General features: G+C 72.5%; 15 protein-coding genes. 8 read left to right on the forward strand and 7 right to left on the reverse strand.

From position 1 onward, the window contains the following. The first annotated feature begins 15 nt into the window (after positions 1–15). Positions 16–1,974 (forward strand): 1-deoxy-D-xylulose-5-phosphate synthase, encoded by a 1,959-nt coding sequence (dxs, locus tag AB0C02_RS11380; RefSeq protein ID WP_357543834.1) that lies wholly within the window; start codon positions 16–18, stop codon positions 1,972–1,974. Positions 1,975–2,149: 175 nt separating this feature from the next. Here the strand turns inward: dxs and AB0C02_RS11385 are convergent, their stop codons facing one another. Together AB0C02_RS11385 and AB0C02_RS11390 are read right to left on the reverse strand one after the other, a co-directional pair. Continuing rightward, the gene (locus tag AB0C02_RS11385) at positions 2,150–2,596 is read right to left on the reverse strand and encodes an HIT family protein (protein ID WP_357543867.1); all 447 of its coding nucleotides are present in this window, start codon (positions 2,594–2,596) and stop codon (positions 2,150–2,152) included. Between the two features lie 26 nt (positions 2,597–2,622). After that, positions 2,623–3,816: a hypothetical protein gene (locus AB0C02_RS11390; RefSeq protein WP_357543913.1), complete on the reverse strand. Its 1,194-nt coding sequence runs from the start codon at positions 3,814–3,816 to the stop codon at positions 2,623–2,625. Between the two features lie 185 nt (positions 3,817–4,001). On the opposite strand from AB0C02_RS11390, the gene AB0C02_RS11395 reads away from it, so the two are divergent. Further along, positions 4,002–5,825, forward strand: a complete 1,824-nt coding sequence (locus AB0C02_RS11395; protein ID WP_357544526.1) for a hypothetical protein — start codon at positions 4,002–4,004, stop codon at positions 5,823–5,825. A gap of 10 nt (positions 5,826–5,835) precedes the next feature. On the opposite strand, the gene AB0C02_RS11400 is transcribed toward AB0C02_RS11395, so the two are convergent. Next, positions 5,836–7,641, reverse strand: coding sequence for a hypothetical protein (locus tag AB0C02_RS11400; protein ID WP_357544527.1), 1,806 nt, complete (start codon positions 7,639–7,641; stop codon positions 5,836–5,838). Positions 7,642–7,761: 120 nt separating this feature from the next. Here AB0C02_RS11400 and AB0C02_RS11405 point away from each other — a divergent pair, with 120 nt between their 5' ends. Next, a complete protein-coding gene (locus AB0C02_RS11405) occupies positions 7,762–9,021 on the forward strand; it encodes a PQQ-binding-like beta-propeller repeat protein (RefSeq protein ID WP_357543927.1) in 1,260 nt (419 codons plus the stop codon). Next, positions 9,018–10,298, forward strand: coding sequence for a PQQ-binding-like beta-propeller repeat protein (locus AB0C02_RS11410; RefSeq protein WP_357543952.1), 1,281 nt, complete (start codon positions 9,018–9,020; stop codon positions 10,296–10,298). The genes AB0C02_RS11405 and AB0C02_RS11410 overlap by 4 nt, the downstream gene beginning before the upstream one ends. A gap of 1 nt (position 10,299) precedes the next feature. Here the strand turns inward: AB0C02_RS11410 and AB0C02_RS11415 are convergent, their stop codons facing one another. Further along, positions 10,300–11,496: a peptidase C39 family protein gene (locus AB0C02_RS11415; protein ID WP_357543977.1), complete on the reverse strand. Its 1,197-nt coding sequence runs from the start codon at positions 11,494–11,496 to the stop codon at positions 10,300–10,302. Positions 11,497–11,623: 127 nt separating this feature from the next. Between AB0C02_RS11415 and AB0C02_RS11420 the strand changes: the two genes are divergently transcribed. The 4 genes from AB0C02_RS11420 (at position 11,624) to AB0C02_RS11435 (ending at position 17,019) form a co-directional block, all read left to right on the forward strand. Further along, positions 11,624–12,292, forward strand: a complete 669-nt coding sequence (locus AB0C02_RS11420) for a response regulator transcription factor (protein ID WP_357544002.1) — start codon at positions 11,624–11,626, stop codon at positions 12,290–12,292. Next, complete coding sequence (locus AB0C02_RS11425) at positions 12,289–13,449, forward strand: HAMP domain-containing sensor histidine kinase (RefSeq protein ID WP_357544051.1); 1,161 nt, start codon at positions 12,289–12,291, stop codon at positions 13,447–13,449. Before AB0C02_RS11420 ends, AB0C02_RS11425 begins: the two co-directional genes overlap by 4 nt. 367 nt (positions 13,450–13,816) lie before the next feature. Beyond that, on the forward strand, positions 13,817–16,351 hold the full coding sequence (locus AB0C02_RS11430; RefSeq protein WP_357544099.1) for a malectin domain-containing carbohydrate-binding protein: 2,535 nt from the start codon (positions 13,817–13,819) through the stop codon (positions 16,349–16,351). A 281-nt stretch (positions 16,352–16,632) separates the two neighbouring features. Next, a complete protein-coding gene (locus tag AB0C02_RS11435) occupies positions 16,633–17,019 on the forward strand; it encodes a VOC family protein (RefSeq protein ID WP_357544138.1) in 387 nt (128 codons plus the stop codon). A 64-nt stretch (positions 17,020–17,083) separates the two neighbouring features. Here the strand turns inward: AB0C02_RS11435 and AB0C02_RS11440 are convergent, their stop codons facing one another. The 3 genes from AB0C02_RS11440 to AB0C02_RS11450 form a co-directional block, all read right to left on the reverse strand. After that, positions 17,084–17,869, reverse strand: coding sequence for a hypothetical protein (locus AB0C02_RS11440; protein ID WP_357544161.1), 786 nt, complete (start codon positions 17,867–17,869; stop codon positions 17,084–17,086). Positions 17,870–18,088: 219 nt separating this feature from the next. Continuing rightward, positions 18,089–20,188, reverse strand: a complete 2,100-nt coding sequence (locus AB0C02_RS11445) for a 3-hydroxyacyl-CoA dehydrogenase NAD-binding domain-containing protein (protein WP_357544186.1) — start codon at positions 20,186–20,188, stop codon at positions 18,089–18,091. Then, positions 20,185–21,408, reverse strand: coding sequence for a thiolase family protein (locus AB0C02_RS11450; protein ID WP_357544230.1), 1,224 nt, complete (start codon positions 21,406–21,408; stop codon positions 20,185–20,187). Before AB0C02_RS11450 ends, AB0C02_RS11445 begins: the two co-directional genes overlap by 4 nt. Position 21,409 lies beyond the last annotated feature (1 nt).

Here is a 21,409-nt window from a genome sequence, read left to right on the forward strand (position 1 = left end):
ATAGACTCTTCGGTCATGAGCGTTGAAGAGGACACGGCCAACCACGGCCGGTTGCTGCGCACCGTCCGTGGCCCGCAGGACGTGAAGCGGATGACCGCCGAGCAACTGGACATCCTCGCCGCCGAGATCCGTGACTTCCTGATCACCAAGGTTTCCCGCACCGGCGGGCACATCGGCCCCAACCTGGGCGTCGTCGAGCTGACCCTGGCCATGCACCGGGTTTTCGACTCGCCGCGGGACCGGCTCCTGTTCGACACCGGCCACCAGGCCTACGTACACAAGATCGTCACCGGTCGGCAGGAGGGCTTCGACAAGCTCCGCCAGCGTGGTGGCCTCTCGGGCTACCCCAGCCAGGCCGAGAGCGAGCACGACCTGATTGAGAACTCGCACGCCTCCACCGCCCTGTCCTACGCCGACGGGCTGGCGAAGGCGTACGCGCTGCGCGGCGAGCGGCGCTGCGTGGTCGCCGTGGTCGGCGACGGCGCGCTGACCGGCGGCATGTGCTGGGAGGCGTTGAACAACATCGCCACCGCCGGCAACCCCCTGGTCATCGTGGTCAACGACAACGGCCGGTCCTACTCGCCGACCATCGGCGGCCTCGCCGATCACCTCTCCTCGCTGCGGCTCAACCCGGGCTACGAGAGGGTGCTCGACACCGTGAAGGACGCCCTCGGCAACACCCCGTTCGTCGGCAGGCCGATGTACGAGGTGCTGCACGCGGTCAAGAAGGGCATCAAGGACGCGGTCGCCCCGCAGGCCATGTTCGAGGACCTCGGCATCAAGTACGTCGGTCCGGTCGACGGCCACGACGTGACCGCGGTCGAGTCGGCGCTGCGCGCCGCGAAGAACTTCGGCGGCCCGGTGATCGTGCACGCGGTCACCCGCAAGGGCTACGGCTACCGCCCGGCCGAGGAGGACGAGGCGGACTGCCTGCACGGCCCGGGCGGCGCCTTCGACGTCGAGACCGGCCAACTGGTCGCCGCGCCGTCGGTGAAGTGGACCCACATCTTCGCCGACGAACTGGTCGCCATCGCCGACGAGCGGCCCGACGTGGTCGGCATCACCGCCGCCATGGCCGAGCCGACCGGCATCGCCGCCCTGGCCCGCAAGTACCCGAAGCGGGTGTACGACGTGGGCATCGCCGAGCAGCACGCCGCCACCTCGGCCGCCGGGCTCGCCATGGGCGGGCTGCACCCGGTGGTGGCCGTGTACGCCACCTTCCTCAACCGTGCCTTCGACCAGGTGCTGCTGGACGTGGCGATGCACAAGCTGCCGGTCACCTTCGTGCTGGACCGGGCCGGCATCACCGGCCCGGACGGGCCGAGCCACTACGGCATCTGGGACATGTCGGTCTTCGGTGTGGTGCCGGGCCTGCGGATCGCCGCGCCCCGCGACTCGGCCAGCCTCCGCGAGGAGCTGCGCGAGGCGGTCGCGGTGGAGGACGGCCCGACCATCCTGCGCTTCCCGACCGGCTCCGTCGCCGGCGATCTTCCGGCCGTCCGCCGGGTCGGCACGGTCGACGTGCTGGCCGAGTCGACGCGTACCGACGTGCTGCTGGTCGCGGTCGGCTCGTTCGCCGGCCTCGGCATGGAGGTGGCCGCCCGGGTCGCCGAGCAGGGCTACGGCGTCACCGTGGTCGACCCGCGCTGGGTCCGCCCGGTCCCGGCCGAGCTGGTCCAGTTGGCCGCCGCGCACCGGCTCGTGGTCACCGTCGAGGACGGCGTCCGGATCGGTGGTGTCGGCGACGCGCTCGGCCAGGCCATGCGGGACGCCGACGTCCGGGTGCCGCTGAAGGACCTGGGCGTGCCGGCCGACTGGCACCCGCACGGCACCCGGGCACAGATCCTGGCCGACCTCGGCCTGACCGCGCAGGACGTGGCCCGGGATGTCACCGGCTGGATCTCCGGCCTGGACGCCGATCCCGTTGCACCGCCCGCCGACAAAGCCCCCGCCAAGGCCCCCGCCAAGAACTGACGCCACTCACGCACGGGCGGCCGGGGTGCACCTGGCCGCCCGTGCGCCGTTGCGCGCGTCCTCACCGGGCTGCCCGTGCCTGGCTCCACCTCACCGTCCGGGGGCCGGCGGAAGGCCGGCCGGTCGCGGATCTTGGAGACTTTCCGTTCGCAGTGAACGGAAAGTCTCCAAGATCTCAGGAACCCTGAAGCTGTGCGTGGAGTGCGGTCGCGAGTTCGTCCTGCTGTCGCTCGCTGACGCGATGGTCCTCGGGTGTGTCCAGGTAGCCGAAGATGGCAGGGCCGCGGCGGTCGTCGGGGAGATCGGGCATGCGTGGCACCACGTGGAAGTGCACGTGGGCGAATCCCTCCTTCTCCGCGAACTGCACCAGGTAGGTCTTCGCGCATCCGGTCACGGTCCGCAGCGCCCGGGAAAGCCGTACCTGCCAGGTGCCAAGGCTGGCCGCTTCGGCGTCAGTCAGGTCAGCGATTGAGGTCACATGTCGGAGGGGAACGAGTACCAGCCAGCCCGGCAGCGCCGTGTCGAAGGCGTGGGCGACCCGCCAGTGGTCGTCGACGGCGATGAGTTCACGTGGCGGCAGGGTGGGGATCTGCTGGTTGCTGTGGCACGTGTAGCAATCCATGATCGGACACTAGTACGGGCCCTTGGTCAGCGTCCGTCGATGGATCTGTACCAGGTCTTGTCGGTGCCCGCCAGGCTGAACGTCAGCGTGCGGTCCGGCTGCGGCACCACCACCAGCCCCGGCCGTTCCACCAGCCGTGAGGTCCCCGGGGGAGCGGCGAACGAGGCGTCCCGGTTGACGCGCCAGCTCAGCACCGCCACCGGCTGCCCCGGCACGGGGAGGCGGTAGGCCTGCAACTCGCTGGACCGGTCGGCCGGGGAGACGATGGGCGCGGCGCCGTCGGCCGGGCGGTAGAGCACCGCGGTCATCGTGCCGGTGGCGCTTTCCCAGCTGAGCTGCTCCAGGTCGCCCGGCTTGCCGTCACCCAGCGCCACCTCGCCCAGCGACCGGACCGCGATCTTCGCGGTCGGCCAGGACGCCGGGACCGAGCGCGACGGCTCCCCGTCGCCGCCACGGCGCGGGAGGCTGCCGAACGGCCCCGTGGCGTCGGCGAGGACGCAGGTGTCCAGCCCGGCCAGGGCCCGCTTGCCGGAGCCGGTCTCGTCACGGACCAGGGGATAGCGGGGGGCGGCGGTGGCCGTACCCAGGTCGAGGAGGCGGTCCGCGGCCCGGCCGCGCGGCAGCGACCGGGTGGGGCGCAGCGTCGCGGTCAGTTCCACCGCCTGGCAGGCCGGCACGGTGATCGGCTCGGTGACGCCGTCGGCGCTGGCCAGCGCCCGGCCGTCCGGGCCGAGCAGCCGCTGCACCCGGGCCGAGGTGAAGTAACGGCGGCCCTCCGGCAGTTGGACCGGCAGCACGTCGGAGTAGACCAGGTAGCCGGGGTCGGTGTACTCGGTGGCGTGGGTCACCCGCCACCGGTCCCCGTCGCGGCCGAGTTGCAGCAGCCAGGACGCGCTCTCGCCGGGCACGTCGGCGGCGACCAGGGCCAGCGGCGCCCCGCCGACCTGGCCGGTGTAGAGAATGCCGGACGACGGCAGGTGCGCCCGGTCGTCGACCGGCGAACGCCAGTCCCGTACGGCCGAGCTGATCCCGGCGGTCGCGGCGGGCTCACCGGCCATGCTGCCGCGCGCCGGCCAGACGGTCAGCGCCCCGTCCAGGCTGTCGTAGCCGGCTCGCAGGTCGGCCGGCTGTCGTGCGATGGCGGGCCCACACCCGGACGCGGCCAGCAGCAGGCCCAGCAGCGCGGTGGCCGTCGTGCCGGGTCGGCGGACTGCTGCCACCTGTACGCCCCCGATCGCGTCCTCGGTCGTGGTTGGAAAGCACATGGTACGAGATGTCCGGTCAGCCCCTCCGCCCCGGCCCTCATCCTCCGCCGGTTATGCTCCACTGTGGAAGCCGGTGTGGTTTCGCGGCTATTTTCCGGCTCCGGTAGACTCCGCCTACTGTGACTCTTGTCGAGCCCCGCATCGCCGTTGTCACGCCGGAACCCCTCGTTCGGGGGCCTTCGCCAGACGCCGGACCGGGCCCGTCAGCCCCACGCTGGCGGTGGACCCCACGCCGCATCGACCTCGCCGTGTACGGCGTCCTTCTGCTCGCCGCGCTCTGGGTGACCAGTCGGCTCTGGGTCGACCCGGCCGATCGGGTGGCCGCCCTCTACAGCAGCGACCCGGCGCAGGTGCAGTATTTCCTCGCCCACTCCGTACGCGTCGTGCTGCACGGCGAACTCCCGTTCTACACCGACCGGATGAACTATCCGGACGGGGTGAACCTGATGGCGAACACCGCCATCCTGGCCCTCGGCATCCCGATGGTGCCGATCACCGTCCTGTTCGGACCGGCGGTCTCCTTCGTCACGCTGGTGACGCTCGGCCTGGCCGGCACCGCCGCCGCCTGGTACCGGATGCTCGCCCGGCACGTCGTGCGCCACCGGCTGGCCGCGGCGGTGGGTGGCTGGTTCTGCGGGTTCTCGCCGGCCATGCTGGCGCACGCCAACTGGCACCCGAACATCATCTCCCAGTTCCTGCTGCCGTTCATCGTCTGGCGGGTGCTGGCGCTGACCCGCTCCACCCGCCCGGTCCGGGACGGTGTGCTGCTGGCCCTGCTGGTCACCGCGCAGGCGTTCATCAACGAGGAGATTCTGCTCTTCACCGCGCTGGCCTGCGGGGTGTTCCTGCTCGCGGTGGTTGTCCAACAGCGCCACCGGTGGGCCACGGCGTGGCGCCCGCTGGGGACCGGGCTGGCGGTCTGCGCGGTGCTCGCCGGGGCGCTGCTGGCGTACCCGCTTCGGGTGCAGTTCGCCGGGCCGATGGCGTACCACGGGCTCAGCGACACGGTCCGCGACTACGGCAACGACATCTCCGCGTTCTTCGCCCAGGGCTCGACCACGCTGGGCGGCAACGAGCGGGCGAACGTCAACCTGGCCCCGAACTATTCGGAGGAGAACGCCTTCTTCGGCTGGAGCCTGTCGCTGCTGGCCGTCGGCATCGTGGTGTGGCTGCGCCGGGAGATGCTGGTTCGGGCGCTCGCGGCGACCGGGCTGATCTTCGCGGTGCTCTCCCTCGGCGAGCGGGTGACCTGGTGGGACCGGGAGTTGTTCACCGGCCCGTGGGATCTGCTGGTCCGGCTGCCGCTGCTCGACGCGGTGGTGCCCACCCGGTTCGGGCTGATCACTACGGTGGTGGTCGGGTTGCTGCTGGCGTTCGCCGTCGACCGGGCCTGGTCGCTGCGCACCGCCGAGCGGCGGACCGTGCGTACCCTCACCGCCGCCGGCCTGGCGTTCGCGCTGCTGCCGATCGCGCCGATGCCGTTGCAGGTCACCACCCGCCCGGCGGTGCCGGAGTTCATCACCGCCGACCGGTGGCGGCAGTATGTCGGGCCGGACCAGACCCTGGTGTCGGTGCCCCTGCCCGGCATGGGCAACACCGATCCGATGCGCTGGGCGGCCAGCACCGACCTGGCCTTCCGGATACCCGGCGGCTATTTCCTCGCCCCGCGCAACGGGGTCACCGGCGATCAGGGCCGCTTCGGCGGGCGGCCGAGCGGCATCGGCGAACTGCTCGCGGAGGTCGCGGCCACCGGGCGTACGCCGGAACTGGACGACCGGCAGCGCCGCCGATTCCTCGACGAACTGCGGCACTGGCGGGCCGCCGTCGTGGTGCTGCCGCTGGACCAGCCGAACGCCGAGCCGCTGCGGCGGACCGTCGAACAGTTGGTCGGCCCCGCCCGGCAGGAGCTCGACGTGTGGCTGTGGGACGTCCGGGCGTTGACCAGCCAGCAGAGTGGTCAGTAGCGGGCCCTTGCTACACCGCAGGCGTTAACAGGGGACCCCTCCTTACGTCCCAGAGCCAGACGTCGTCGACGCGTTGGGGCGGGCCGAGCAGGGCGGTCATCAGGTCGCGCAGCACCGCCTCGCGCGGGTTCGCGCCGAGGACCACCACCGACGCCCGCCAGAAGCGCAGGTCCTCCACCGCCTGGCGGCGGTGCTCATCGGTGATCGCCGGGACCTGGTTCGCGTCCATGGTGGCGTAGACGAGCCGGCTGGTCGGCCGGAGCGGCGCGCCGAAGATGCCCTCGCCCTTCTCGTTCGGGCCGATGAAGTAGCCGCCGGGGATGGGGAACTCCTGCCCGGTCAGCGCGCTCCAGCGCAGCGTGGTCAGGCCGTGCACGTTGCTCGGGATCGGCACCGGCACCAGGGTCCGGCCGGCCGGCACGTACGGGCGCCAGCCCCCCGCGGTGATGAAGTGCGGCGGCGGGTCGACCCGCTGGGCCGGCAGCGGGCGCGGGAAGAGCGGCAGCAGGGCGGCCAGGAGCGCCGCGTACCCGAGGCCGCGCAGCCAGCGGGGCGGGGCCCCGGCCAGGGCGTCCCCGGCCAGGGCGTCCCAGGCGAGCGCGATCAGCACCCCGACCGCGCCCACCACCACCAGGGTCAGCCGGGTCGGCATCATCATCTCGACCAGCGGCAGGTCGTCCGGCACGTACGCCCAGGGTCCGTCGACGCCGGTCTGCACCCCACCGAAGCGCACCTTCGGCCCGATCGCGCCGATCGTGAAGACCACCACCAGTACGGCGACGATCCGCGCCGGCAGCGACCGGCGCCACAGCAGCACCAGGGCGACCAGCGCGACGAGCACCAACGGCCAACCGAACCAGGTGTTCTGCTCGGTCAGCCCGATGGTCCGTTCGACCGCCTCGTCACCGGCCACCGTGTCCCGGGCGAAGGTGACGAAGGCCATCAGGTCCTCGCCCCAGCTGTGGAAGACCCCGCCCTGCAGACCCCGGGAGGCCTGCGGGCCGTTGAACTGGAACCAGATCGGGTACGCGGTCACCAGCAGGGCCAGCCCGCCGCCTACACCGATCGCGGCGAGGAACCTGCCGGCCCGCTCGCGGGCGACGCGCGGCCGTTGCACCGCGTACGCGACCACGACGACCAGGCAGGCCAACGCGGTGAGCAGCAGCATCTCCTCATTGATGAAGATCTGGTACGCCACCAGCAGGCCCAGCACGATTCCGTCGCGCCGCCAGCGGCCCGAATCGCCGAGCCGCAGCACCCGGACCACGATCAGCGGGAGCAGGAAGTTGGAGGCGAAGTTCGGCTGACCGTTGGCGTGGTGCACGACACCGGGGGCGAAGCCGAGGAACGCGCCACCGAGGAACGCGGCCGCGCGGGAGCCCACCAAATGCCGGGAGAGCGCCCAATACGAGGTCGCCGTCGTCGCGGACAGGGCCGCGCCCAGGTAGAGCGTGTACACCACCTGCGGGCCGAACAGCAGGGTGAGCGGCGCCAGCGGCAGGGTGACTCCGAGCAGCGCGGTGTTCGCCATCATGTTCACCCCGTCCGGGGCGTTCTGCCGGACGGTGAACAGCGGGTTCTCCAGGTGCCGGACCGAGTGTGCGCCGTGCGCGAAGAGCCACTCGAACCAACTGTGGTCGGTCGGCAGGTGCGCCGAGACCCGGTGCTGCACGTCCCCCCAGTAGTTGAGGCAGACGAGAACGCCGATTAACGCATAGGCTCCGATGGCCAACACGTCGGCGCGAGCCGGCCGGCGCCGGGGCCGGCGCGGCGCGTCCGCCTCGGCGGGTTCGGTCGCGACGGACGAGGATTTCAGCGAGGGGTCTACCACCGGCACAGCCACGACGGGCCATCGTACCGGCCGGCCCGGATTCGCCCGTGCGCTGCGCGGTGGGCCCGGCCGCCGGTGCGCGGCAGCGGTGGAGGGATGGTTGTGGTGGCAGTCATCGATCTGGGTGAGCTGCGCGACGACGTCGCGCCCGACCCGCCGGCCCGGCCGCCACGGGCCGTCGGCCGCCCGTACCGGTGCCTGGTGGTGCTGCTGGTGGCGGTGGTCACCCTTGCCGGCGCGGCACCCGCACCCCGCCGGGTCGTCGCCACCGTGCCGGGCGGTCCGACCGCCACGGCGTTCGTCCTCGACGACCGGGTGTACGTGATGGAGCCTCCCGATCCGGGGCGTGGCACCGGCCGGCAGTTGGTCGCGTACCGGGCGACGGCGGGTCGGGCGCGGACACTGTGGCGGGTCCCGCTGCCCGGCGACCGTGTCGTCCTCACCGGCTGGGCGGTGGACGGCTGGCTGCTGCTGGCCAACCGGGCCGCCGACGACACCGGGTTCGAGACGCTGGCGCTCGACGCCGCGACCGGCCGCCTCGGCTGGCGGCATCCCGGCGTGCCCCTCCGGGCGGGCGACGCCGTGCTACTGAACGCCAGCGACGGGTCTGGCGCGAACGAGATCAGCCGGGTGGACCCCCGCACCGGACGGACAGTGTGGTCGGTGTCGGCGCCCTCAGTCCAGCTGTGGCTGCGCCCTGGGCCGGTCGGGGCCGAGCGGCTGGTGCTGAGGCATGACTCCGGCCGGGTGGAGGTCCTCGAAACCACCTCCGGCGCCCGGCTGGCCGCCCGCGACCGGCCCGCCGGTTCGGGGATCGTGGCGACCACCAGCCGGATGCTGGTCGCCAGCAACGTCGACGGCACGGTGACCGGCTACGACCTGGACCGGCTGGAGCCCCGCTGGACCGTCTCGCTGCCAGGGGTCGACTTCGCCGATTCGTGCGGCCGGTCGCTCTGCGCATTCCGGCAGAGTGGCGGGGTGTTGGTGCTCGACCCGGCCACCGGCGCGCTCCGGTGGACCGACCCCCGGTGGTCGTCGTGGCTGACGGCGGTCGACGGGCTACTCCTGGTCGTCAGGCCGGCACTCACCTCCAGCGCGCTGGCCGTGGTGGAGGAGGACACCGGCCGGCTCGTCGCCGACCTCGGCGAGTGGGAGCTGGTCCCGTGGGAGGACGGGGACGCCCTGATCACCGGCGTACGGCTGGGCGCGGACGGCCGACTGGTCATCGCCGAGCTGGACCTGGCGGCCGGGCGCGCTCGGATCCTCGACGCTCTGCCGGACGCCATCGGGGACTGCCGTTCCGGCGGCGCGCTGCTGGTCTGCCACCGGATCGACGGTCGTTTCGTGCTGTGGTGGAACCGGTGAGCCGGGTGATCGAGCTGGGGGAGCTGCGGCACGGCGACGAGCCCGAGCCGCCGGCACCACGGCCGCGCCGACGTCCGACGACCTCGGCCCGGCTGGTGGCGCTCTGCTGCGCCGCCCTGCTCACCCTGACCGGCGGCACGCCGATGCCCCGCCAGCTGTCCGGCGTCCCGGTGCCGGCCGTGCGGGATGCCATCTTCCTGGTCGTCGGCGACCGGCTGGTGGTGGCCGACCGGCCGGGCACGGTCGGTGACGGCGGCCGGCCGGTCCGCGGATACGGGTTGCCCAGCGCCGCGCCGCTGTGGCAGTTCACCCTGCCCGTCGGCGACGAGGTGGTCGGGATGATCACGGCGTCCGGTCTGCTGCTGGTGACGAGCAGCCCGGACGGGTCCGACGTCCGCACCACCGCTCTGGATCCGCGGACCGGCGCGGAGCGCTGGCGGCAGCCCGGCTCGCCGACGCCGACCCAGGCGGGCGGGGTGCTCCTCGATCACTACGCCCGCGATCCGGGCGTGATCCGGTCGGTCGACCCGGCGTCCGGCGCGGTGCGCTGGTCACTGCCGTTGCCCCAGAGGGGGATGACGTACCGGTTCGAGGAGCGGGGCGTGACGGCGGCCGTGCTGCTCACCGACGACGGGCGGGTCGAGGAGTACGACGTCGACTCCGGCGCGCTACGGCGGTCCGGCCGGCTGGCCCCGGCCGCCGACCCGGTGTCGTACGGGACCGTCCAGGTGCTGGGCGACCTGCTGCTCGTCGACGACGCGGCGGGCACGGTCACGGCGTACGGCCTGGACCGGCTGGACCGGCGGTGGACCCTCCCGGTCCGGTGGGACGGCACGACCTGGTTCGCCAACTGCGTCGTGGTTATCTGCCAATGGGAGCAGGGCCGTCTGCGGACCTATGACCCCGCCACCGGCCGTCCCCGGTGGAGCGACGACCACTGGGTCGGCACCGGCCGGATCGGCGACCGACTCGTCGCCGTCGCCTCAACCGACGGGCTGGCGGTGGAGGTTGCGGTGCTCGATCCCGGCACCGGTCGGATCCTGGCCGAGCTGGGCCGCTGGCGGCAGACCGGCGGAAACGGCGACGGGCCGCTGCCGCTCGGTTTGCGCCCTGTCGCCGGGGACCGCACGCTGCTGGCGGAGCTGGACCTGCTGGCCGGCCAGGTCCGGTACCGCGCGGTGGTCCCGGGCTCCTGGGGCGACTGCGCCGCCGCCGCTGACGCGGTGGTCTGCATGGGGCAGTCCGGCGGGCTGATGGTCTGGCCGACCGGCTCGTGAGTCACCAGTTCGCCTGCGCGGGCGGCCGGGGCAGCGGTACCGAGCCGGGGCGGACCACGTACGCGATGCCGCCGCTGCCCGCCTGCCAGGCCGCCTCGAACGGCGCCCGTGGCACGGTCCGGCGCACCCCCTCGTCGTCCGAGGCATAGGGGTCGTTGAGCACCGGGTCACCGTCGGCGGTGAAGCCGACCAGCACCATCAGGTGCCCAGGGGTGTCGTAGTCCAGCCCCGGCACCTGACCGGCGGCGAACGCGGCCGACACGATCAGCGGGATGCCGGCGGCGACGAACCGTTCCGCCTCGGACAGGCCCCGCAGCCGGGTGACGAAGGCGTCCACCCCGTGCCCGCCCGCGTACGCGGTGTTGAACGCCCAGTTCCCGGCCCCCGCGTACGCGTGGTCGTAGCAGTGCCGGGCGGCGTGCACCACCACCGGCCGGGGGCCGGGCGGGTCGACCCAGGCGTACCGGTCGGGGGTGGGGCCGGCGCCCCAGAAGTCCAGCACCATCGAGACGGAGGTGGGGCTGCACCAGGAATCTCCGCCGCCGCCCCAGCGGGTCTCCCCGCCGGCGTGCAGCCGCTGCGCGTACCGGGGCACGTCGAGCACCCGCCCCCGGGCGCCGGCGTCGGCCGCGTCCGCCCCCTCGTCGGCCGGGTCGGCGGATGCGTCGGCCGAGGCGACCGCGCCGACGGTCCGCAGCACCGGGCCGGCCACGGCGTCGCAGCGGCGGTGCAGGGCGACGCGGACCTGCCAGCCGGTGACCGTCGCCGCCGCGACGCGCAGCGTGTCGACCGTCACCCGCGCGTCGTCGCCGGTCTGCCCCGGCACCGAGCTGCGGTGGATGGTTGCCTCATCGGCGGCCCAGTGGCCCAGCACGAACCACTCGGTGGACGGCGCGTCCGCGTGCCAGCCGCGCACCTCCACCCGGAGCCAGCCGCCCTCCGGGGTGTCGGCGGTCCACGACGGTACGATCTCGTCCACGGCGAAGCCCACCCCGATTACCGGGGACGTCCAGGTTGCCTGCTCGTGGCCGGCGGTGACGCCGCTGTGCGGATCGGTGTGGTCGACGCGGCCGGCCGACTCGGCGAGCACCAGGCCGTCCGGGCTGGCGGCCACCCCGTCGGCCGTACCCAGGCTGAAATCCTGCGGGAAGCGGAAGCGGCGGTACGCCACGTCGCGCCCGGCGGGCGTTCCGGTCAACGGCAGCTCCTTGTCGCCAGGTGCCGGGAAGCATGGCGTACCCGAAGGTTTTTTGCAACGGCGGCGTGGGCCGCCGGTTTGGCGGGCGGCACTAGGTTGTCGGGAGGTCACGAGGCGGGAGGCCGGGATGCGGGTACTGGTGGTCGAGGACGAGCGGAACCTCGCCGACGCGATCGCGCGCGGGCTGCGTAAGCGCGGCATGGCCGTGGACGTCGCCTACGACGGCACGGCCGGGCACGAGGCCGCCTTCGTCACCCGGTACGACGTGGTGATCCTGGACCGGGACCTGCCCGGTGTGCACGGCGACCGGATCTGCGCCGACCTGGCCGCCTCCGGCACCCTGACCCGGGTGCTGATGCTGACCGCGAGCGGCACGGTCGCCGACCGGGTCGAGGGGTTGCAGCTCGGCGCCGACGACTACCTGCCCAAGCCGTTCGCCTTCGACGAGCTGGTCGCGCGGGTGCTGGCGCTCGGCCGGCGGGCCACCCCGGCCGCCCCGCCGGTGCTGGCGCTGGCCGACCTGGTGCTCGATCCGGCCCGCCGGGTGGTCACCCGCGGCGGCGTGCCGGTCGACCTGACCAACAAGGAGTTCGGCGTGCTGGCCGAGCTGCTCAAGGCGCGCGGCGCGGTGGTCTCCAGCGAGGAGCTGTTGGAGCGGGTCTGGGACGCGAACACCGACCCGTTCACCACGATCGTCCGGGTCACCGTCATGACGTTGCGGAAGAAGCTCGGTGACCCGCCGCTGATCGAGACGGTGGTCGGGGCCGGCTACCGCACCGCCGAGGTGGCCGCATGACCGGCCGCCTGCGGATGCGACCCACCCTGCGACTGCGGCTCACCCTGCTCAACGGGGTGCTGCTGGTCGGGGCCGGGGCGATCCTGGTGCTGCTGGCCTGGCTGCTGCTCCGGGACGGGCTGCGTCCGGCCGACGACCTGCTGCCCGGCACCACGGTGGTGCTCGCCGACGGGCGCATTCTCGAGGCTGGGCAGTGGCAGGAGCAACTGGTCGAGGCGGCCTCTCGGGAGCTGCTGCTCAAGGGTCTGGGGGCGCTGCTGGCGATCAGCGTGGTCGGGGTCGCCGGGGCGTACCTGGTGGCCGGCCGGGCGCTGCGCCCGCTGCATCAGGTCACCGCCACCGCCCGCCGGCTCGGCGAGACCACGCTGGACCAGCGGATCGGCTGGTCCGGCGTGGACGACGAGGTGGCCGAGCTGGCCAAGACCTTCGACGCGATGCTGGACCGCATCGCCGCCGCCTTCGAGGCGCAGAAGCGCTTCGTCGCCAACGCCTCGCACGAGCTGCGAACCCCTCTCGCGGTGATGCGGACCGAGATCGACGTGACGCTCAGCGACGACGAGGCGGACAGCGCCGAGTACCGCCGGATGGCCACCGTGGTCCGGGACGCCTCGGAGCGGGCGAACGGCCTGGTCGACGCGCTGCTGGTGCTGGCCCGTAGCGAGGCCCAGGCGGGGCGGCGGCTGGCCCGCCGCGCCGAGTGTGACCTCGCCGTGGGTGCGGGCAACGCGCTCTCCGCGATGGGCCGGGAGGCGGAGCGGATCGGCCTCAAGGTGCACACCGCGCTGCGACCGGCGCCGGTGGTCGGCGACCCGGGGCTGCTCGACCGGTTGGCCGGCAACCTCGTGGAGAACGCCGTCCGCTACAACCACCTGCACGGTCGACTGTGGATTCGTGCCGGCAGCGACGGGCAGCGGTCCTGGCTGGTGGTGGGCAACACCGGCTTCGAGGTGGCCCCGGCCGACGTGCCGGGCCTGTTCGAGCCGTTCCGGCGCGGCGGCCAGGAGCGTACCGGTGCCCGCGGCTCCGGCCTGGGGCTCTCCATCGTCCGGGCGGTCTGCGACGCGCACGGCGGCACCGTCCGGGCGATCGCCCAGCCGGGCGGTGGCCTGGAGGTGACCGTCACCCTGCCGTCCGCCGACGCCCCCGCCGCCACCTGACCGGCACGGCGACCGGGGCTTCCGTCCGTCCGATTCGGACCGTCGCCGACCTGGCTGAGGGTGACCGTCGTTTTACCAGCCGCGGTCATCTCTTCGTGCGGCCGGCCCGGCTGTCCCGTCGGGCCGCGTCGGTTGATCGGACGGGAGCGGCGCAGTGGTCGGGCAGAAACCCGACGATTGCTGGACCGGGGGTGACCGGTGCCTGAGGGTGTGTGGTGCGACATCGCCTCTGCCGGCCGTGCCCGGCGATCGGACGGCGGTCCGCACCCTCGGTCCGCCCTCCCGCCGGGTCGCCGGGGGCCCGGGTCCGCCGATCCGCGCCGGTAGGCTGCCGGTCCTGTCCGCACTCTCCAAACTGGAGCTGCCAGTGACCCGCCCCTCGACCCTGGCCCGCCGCGTCCTCGCGGCGTTCGCCGCCGTCGCGCTCACCGCCGTCGGCCTGGCCGCAGCCAACCCGGCCAGCGCCGCCCCCAACCACGGCACGCTGGTCAAGACGGCACCGTCCGCCGCCTCGCCCGACATCAAGGACGGTACGGTCAACTCGATCTACGACGCCGGCACGAAGATCATCGCGGCCGGCACCTTCACCCAGGTCCGCAACCGTGGGTCTGAAGTGGACATCACCCGCAACTACATCCTCGCCTTCGACAAGGCCACCGGCACGGTGGACAACGGCTTCGCGCCGGACGTCGACAACGAGGTGAATGCGGTAATCGCCGGACCCACCGCCGGCACGGTCTACATCGTCGGGAAGTTCAACACCGTCAACGGAACCACCCGACGCAAGGCGGCCCTGCTCAACGTCGCCACCGGCACCCTGGTCACCAGCTTCAACCCCCCGGCGTTCAACGGGCTGATCAAGGACGCCGTTCTGGTCGGCAACCGGCTGCTGGTCGGCGGCATCTTTACCACCGCCGGGAACCCGAACCCGCGTGGCGGCCTCGCCTCGCTCAACGCCACCACCGGCGCGGTGGACAACTACCTGACCACGGACCTGACCGAGCACCACAACTACGACGGGGTCAGCGGTTCCAACGCCGGGGTCGGGCCACAGAAGCTGGCCCTCTCGCCGGACGGCAGCCAGCTTGTGGTCATCGGCAACTTCAAGAAGGCCGACGGGGTGGTTCACGACCAGATCGTCAAGCTGAACCTGGGCGCCACCGCGGTCACCGTCGCCGACTGGAACACCAGCCGGTACACCCCGCGCTGCTTCTACTGGGCGTTCGACTCCTACATGCGCGACGTGGCGTACTCCCCGGACGGCAGCTACTTCGTGGTGGTCAGCACCGGTGGCCCGAACGGTGGGACGCTCTGCGACGCCGCCGCCCGCTGGGAGTCCAACGCCACCGGCACCGACCTCCAGCCCACCTGGATCGACTACAGCGGCGGCGACACCTTCCTGTCCGTCGGCATCAGCGAGCAGGCCATCTACGTCGGCGGGCACATCCGCTGGCTGAACAACAGCTTCGGTGGCGACAACGCCCAGGCCGGTGCGGTCGGCCGGGCCAGCATCGCCGCCCTCGACCCGCTCAGCGGCCTGCCGCTGTCGTGGAACCCGGGCCGGCACCCGCGCGGGGTCGGCGTCTCCACGATGCTGGTCACCCCGGACGGGCTCTGGATGGGCTCGGACACCCCCTGGATCGGCAACTTCCAGTACCGCCGGGAGCGGATCGCGTTCTTCCCGTTGGCCGGCGGCGCCGCGCCGCACGCCACCAACACCGCCACCCTGCCCGGCAACGTTTACCAGGCCGGCCTCCCGGCGCCGACGAACGTGCTGTACCGGGTCAACGCCGGCGGCTCGCTGCTCGCCTCGACGGACAGCGGACCGGACTGGGCGGCCGATGAGGACGGCAACCCCAGCTCCTACCACAACGGGGGCAACAACGCCGCCGGCTACGGGACGGTGGGCAGCATGGACGCCACCGTGCCGGCCGGTACGCCCGCCGGGATCTACAGCAGCGAGCGGTGGGACCCCGCCGGGGATCCGGAGATGAGCTGGCACTTCCCGGTGCCCACGGGCACCGAGATCAAGGTTCGGCTCTACCTGGCCAACCGCTACGACGGCACCGCGGCCCCCGGCTCGCGGGTCTTCGACGTGGCGCTGGAGGGGTCGACCGTCCTCGACCGTCTGGACCTGTCCGCCTCCGTCGGGCACAACGTCGGCACGATGCGGGAGTTCACCATCGTCAGTGACGGCTCGGTCGACATCGACTTCCGGCACCGGGTGGAGAACCCGCTGATCAACGGCATCGAGATCGTCAAGACCGGGCCGCCGCCGGCCGGCAGCCCCGACGCCGTGCAGGCCCGGTCGTACGACGGGGCCACCACAGTCGGCGCGGCGAGCCCGGTGGCCAGCCCGGACGGCACCGCCTGGTCCACCACGCGGGGCGCGTTCTGGGTCGGCGGCACGCTCTTCTACGGGATGAACGGCTCGCTGTGGCGGCGCACCTTCAACGGCACCGCCCTCGGCACGCCGTCGCTGGTCGACCCCTACCACGACGATTACTGGGACACCATCGACTCGGCCTCCGGCAACCAGACGTACGCCGGGAAGACCACCAACTTCTACGCCGAGATCCCGAACGTGACCGGGATGTTCTACAGCGGCGGTCGCCTGTACTACACCCTCGGCGGTCAGGGCGGCCTCTACTGGCGCTGGTTCACCCCGGACACCGGCGTGGTCGGCGCGGACAAGTTCACCGTCGCCGGGGTGACCGGCTTCGCCGACGCCGGCGCGGTCTTCCTGTCCGGCAACACCCTCTACAAGGTCAACCGGAGCACCGGTAACCTGTCCTCGACGAACTGGTCCGCCGGCGTGCCGACCGGTGCGTTCACCGTCCGTAGCGGCCCGGCCGTGGACGGCGTCGACTGGCGGGCGAAGGCCGTGTTCGTCGGCCCGTGACCGGCTGAACCAACCGTCCGGCCCGGCCCCGCACGATGGGGGCCGGGCCGGACGGCCTTCATTCGGTCCGGAGCGCCGCCTGCCGGCGCGGAGGCCGAATTATGGCCGACGGCGTCAGAACCGTCTTGCACGCCGGGCGGGGGCGGTGACATGATCTGCCGCGTCAGCCCGACGTGCGGAAGGGGGTGCGCTCGATGTTCAACGTCAACAGTTCCGCGCCCCGCCCCGATTTCCGCTGACTCGACTCCTGCGGGGCGCACCTCGATCAGGAGGAAGCACCCGTGAGTGCACAGATTCACTGCGTCACCGTCGAGACCGACGACCCGTACGTCCTGGCAAGCTGGTGGGCCGAGGTGCTCGACCGGAAGCTGCACGACGACGACCACCCGGGCGACCCCGAGGCGGTGCTCGTCGCGCCCGACGGGCACGGCCCCGATCTGCTCTTCGTGAGTGTGGGGGAGCGGCACGGCAAGGGCGCGTTCCACCTTGACCTTCACCCGGCCGAGGGCACCCGGGATGCCGAGGTCGAGCGGCTGCTCGGCCTCGGGGCCACCCTGGTCGCCGACCGGCGTCGCCCGGACGGCACCGGCTGGGTGGTGCTGGCCGACCCGGAGGGCAACGAGTTCTGCGTCTGCCGCGGGCCGGCGGAACGGGCCGCCTCGCACTGATCCGCACAGCGAACCGGGCCCCCGCCAGCTTGGCGGGGGCCCGGTCACCGGTCTGTCGGAAGGGTCAGTCCTTCTTCTCGATCTCGCCCCGCATCGCGACGAACTGCGGCTTGAGGTCGGCACCGGACTTGAAGTAGATGACGATCATCCCGAGGCTGCCCCGGTCGGCCCAGACGCAGACCCCCAGCGGGACGCCACCGGCGTCGCCGTCGCCGCACTTGGCCTCGCCGCCCAGCGGGCCGGCGTCGACCGACTTGAGCTCCTTGATGCCGAGCCCGACGCTCATGCCGTCAATGGCGTCGTCCAGCTCCTTCTTCGGGTCGGCCATCAGGCCGGACGCGCCGGCGATCAGGACCAGGTCCTGCTTCGCCGGGTCACCGTAGATGCTGCCGATGACGCTGGTCGCCCCCGGCACGACGCCATTGATCTCAGTCTTCAGCTCGTTCGCGGCGGCCTGGAGGTCCGGGTCGGTCGCCTTCGCCCGGCCGCCCAGCGTCTCGGGCTCGACCAGACGGGTCTTGGTGGCGTCGACCGCGTCCTTCACCGTCTCCTTAACGGTCTCCACCTTGTCCTTCAAGGCGAAGTAGATGGCCGTGCCGCCGCCCACGCAGAGCACGAGCACGACGGCCAGGATGATCAGCAGGATCTTGCCGACCTTGGACTTCTTCGGCGGCGGGCCGGCGGGGGCGCCGAAGCCCGGCTGCCCGGCCGGCGGGAAGCCGCCCGGCTGCTGCGGGGCCTGCGGGTAGTCGCCGCCGTACTGGGGCTGCTGCGGCGGCTGGTAGCCGCCGGGCTGCTCCTGCGGCGGGGGGTAGGAACCGGGGTAGGGACTGGACGGCGGCTGCGACATGATCTTGGTCAGCTCCTGTAAGAAAGCAAGGAACGTGATCGTATCGAGCCCCGCCAAGCGCCCGCCGTCCGGCGGGGCGGGGGTGGCGAAAACGGAACCGGCTCGTGACCCGGCACGTCGAACGACGATCGCGGTGGCCGGACCATCCAGGCGGGACAATCGGCCACCGCGATCGCGGACAGCGGTGCGTGGATCAGGCTGACCGCAGAGGTGAAGTTGTCACCGCAGGCTGGCCATCCCGCGCGGCAGGAAACGCCGGCCGGTGACCCGCTCGGCGGTGCCGGTCCGATCCAGGTACGGCGTGACGCCGCCCAGGTGGAACGGCCAGCCGGCGCCGAGGATCAGGCACAGGTCGATGTCCTGCGCCTCGGCGACGACGCCTTCGTCGAGCATCAGCCGGATCTCCTGCGCCAGCGCGTCGAGGGCGTTCCGCCGGACCTGCTCGGCGGTCAGCGGCTGATCGCCGACCACGAGCAGCTTGGCGACGTCGGCGTTGATCTGGTCGTTGACGACGATCGGCTGGCCGGAGTCGGCGATACGCTTCAGGTTCTCGCTGACTCCGAACCGGTCCGGGAAGGCGGCGTGCAGGGTGCCGCCCACGTGGTACGCCACGGCCGGGCCGACCAGTTGGAGCAGCGCGAGCGGACGCATCGGCAGACCCAGCGGGTCCAGCGCGCTGTTGGCCACCTCCAGCGGGGTGCCGGCGTCGACGGCGGCGAACACCGCGCCGAGGAAACGGGTCAGCAGCCGGTTGACCACGAACGCCGGGGCGTCCTTGACCAGCACACTCGACTTCTTCAGCTGCTTGCCGACGGCGAACGCGGTGGCCAGGGTGGCGTCGTCGGTCCGCTCGCCGCGTACGATCTCCAGCAGCGGCAGCACGGCGACCGGGTTGAAGAAGTGGAAGCCGACCACCCGCTCCGGATGCTCCAGGTCCGCGGCCATGGCGGTCACCGACAGCGAGCTGGTGTTCGTCGCCAGCACCGCCTCCGGCTTGACGATCTTCTCCAGCTCGGCCCAGACCTGCTTCTTGACGGTCAGGTCCTCGAAGACCGCCTCGATGACGAAGTCACAATCGGCGAACGAAGTGAGCCGGTCCGGTGTCGACGCCGCGAAGACCTCTGCCTTCGGCGCGCCGCTGACCAGGCCGTACAGCTTGGCCGCCGTGCCCTTGTCCATCCGGCCCTTGCTGACGGCCTGCTCGATCTGGGTGTGCACGTAGCCGACGCCCTTGTCCACCCGGGCCTGGTCCAGGTCGGTCATGACGACCGGCACCTGGAGGCGGCGGGCGAACAGCAGGGCGAGCTGACTGGCCATCAGGCCGGCGCCGATGATGCCCACCTTGGTGACCGGGCGGGCCAGGCCCTTGTCCGGTGCGCCGGCCGGCCGCTTGGCCCGCCGCTGCACCAGGTCGAAGGCGTAGAGGCCGCTGCGCAGCTCCTCGGAGAAGACCAGGTCGGCCAGGGCCTCGTCCTCGGCCGCGGTGCCGGCGGCGAAGTCGGCGTCCTTCGCCGTCTCCAACAGGTCGAGCGCCCGGTACGCGGCCGGGACCGCGCCGTGCAGCCGCTGGTCGAGGGTCTGCCGGGCGAAGTAGAGCACGCCCGCCCACATGTCCCGGTCGACCTCGGGCCGGGTCACGGTGATCTCGCTCTTGACGACGCCGGCGGCCCACTCCAGGGACCGCTCCAGGAAGTCGGCCGGCTCCAGCAGCACGTCCGCGATGCCCATCTCCGCCGCCTGCTTCGGCTTGAGCATTCGGTTCTGCATCAGCGGGTTCTGGAGGATCACCTGGGTGGCGGCCGGGATGCCGATGAGGTTCGGCAGCAGTTGGGTGCCGCCCCAGCCGGGCACCAGACCGAGGGAGACCTCGGGCAGCGCGAGGGCCGTGGCCCCGCCAGAGAGCGTCCGGTAGTGGCAGTGCAGAGCCAACTCCAGGCCGCCGCCCATCGCCGCGCCGTTGACGAAGGCGAAGGTCGGAACCGTGCTGTCCTTGAGTCGGGCGAAGACCCGGTGGCCGAGCCGGCCGATCTCCAGCGCCTGCTCGCGATTCTCCAGCAGCGGCAGGCTGGTGATGTCCGCGCCCACACAGAAGACGTACGGCTTGCCGGTGACCGCGATGAACGCCGGGTCGGCGGCCAGGGCCGCGGTGATCGCCTCGTCCAGGCTGGCCAGGCCGGCCGGGCCGAAGGTGTTCGGCTTGGTGTGGTCGAAGCCGTTGTCCAGGGTGATCAGGGCGGCGGGACGGTCCAGCCCCGGCACGTTCACCTGCCGCAGCAGCGCCCTGGTGACGACCTCGTTCGGTGCGGCGAGCGCGCTCACTTGTCTCCACCCTCCCGCTGAGCCTGCTTGCTGGACTCCGTCCAGTGTGGGTTCTCCCAGATGACCGTGCCGCCCATGCCGATGCCGATGCACATGGCGGTGAGGCCGTAGCGGACCTCGGGGTGCTCGGCGAACTGCCGGGCAAGCTGGGTCATCAGCCGTACGCCGGAGGAGGCGAGCGGGTGACCGATGGCGATCGCACCGCCCCACGGGTTGACCCGCGGGTCGTCGTCGGCGATGCCGAAGTGGTCGAGGAAGGCGAGCACCTGCACGGCGAACGCCTCGTTCAGCTCGAACAGGCCGATGTCGTCGATGCTCAGGCCGGCGATGCGCAGCGCCTTCTCGGTCGACGGGATCGGGCCGACGCCCATCACCTCGGGCTCGACGCCGACGAAGCCGTACGACACCAGCCGCATGGCGATCGGCAGGCCCAGCTCGCGGGCGGTCTCCTCGGCGACGATCAGCGCGGCGGTGGCGCCGTCGTTCAGGCCGGCCGCGTTGCCCGCGGTGACCTTTCCGTGCGGGCGGAACGGGGTCTTCAGGCCGGCGAGCTTCTCCAGCGAGGTGTCCCGGGGCGCTTCGTCAGTGGTGGCCAGGCCCCTGCCGCCGTCCTCGTCGCGGATCGCGACCGGCACCAGGTCGCCCTGGAGCTTGCCGTTGGCGTACGCCTTGGCGGTCCTCTGCTGCGAGGCGAGCGCGAATGCGTCGGCGCGCGCCCTGGTGATGTGCGGGACGCGGTCGTGCAGGTTCTCCGCGGTGGCGCCCATGACGAGGGCGGACGGGTCGACCAGCTTCTCCGCGATGATCCGCGGATTCGGGTCGACGCCCTCGCCCATCGGGTGGCGCCCCATGTGCTCGACGCCGCCGGCGATGGCCACGTCGTACGCGCCCATGGCGATGCCACCGGCGACGGTGGTGACGGCGGTCATCGCGCCGGCGCACATCCGGTCGATGGCGAAGCCCGGCACCGTCCTGGGCAGGCCGGCCAGCAGGGCGGCGGTGCGGCCGATGGTCAGGCCCTGGTCGCCGATCTGGGTGGTGGCCGCGATGGCGACCTCCTCGACCCGCTCCGGCGGCAGCTGCGGGTTGCGCCGCATCAGCTCGCGGATGCAGCGGATCACCAGGTCGTCGGCGCGGGTGTTGGCGTACATGCCACCCGCCTTGCCGAACGGGGTGCGGACGCCGTCGACGAAGACGACATCCCGAACTTCACGGGGCACT

Source organism: Micromonospora sp. NPDC048999 (assembly GCF_040649295.1).
In the GTDB taxonomy this organism is placed as follows: Bacteria; Actinomycetota; Actinomycetes; order Mycobacteriales; family Micromonosporaceae; genus Micromonospora.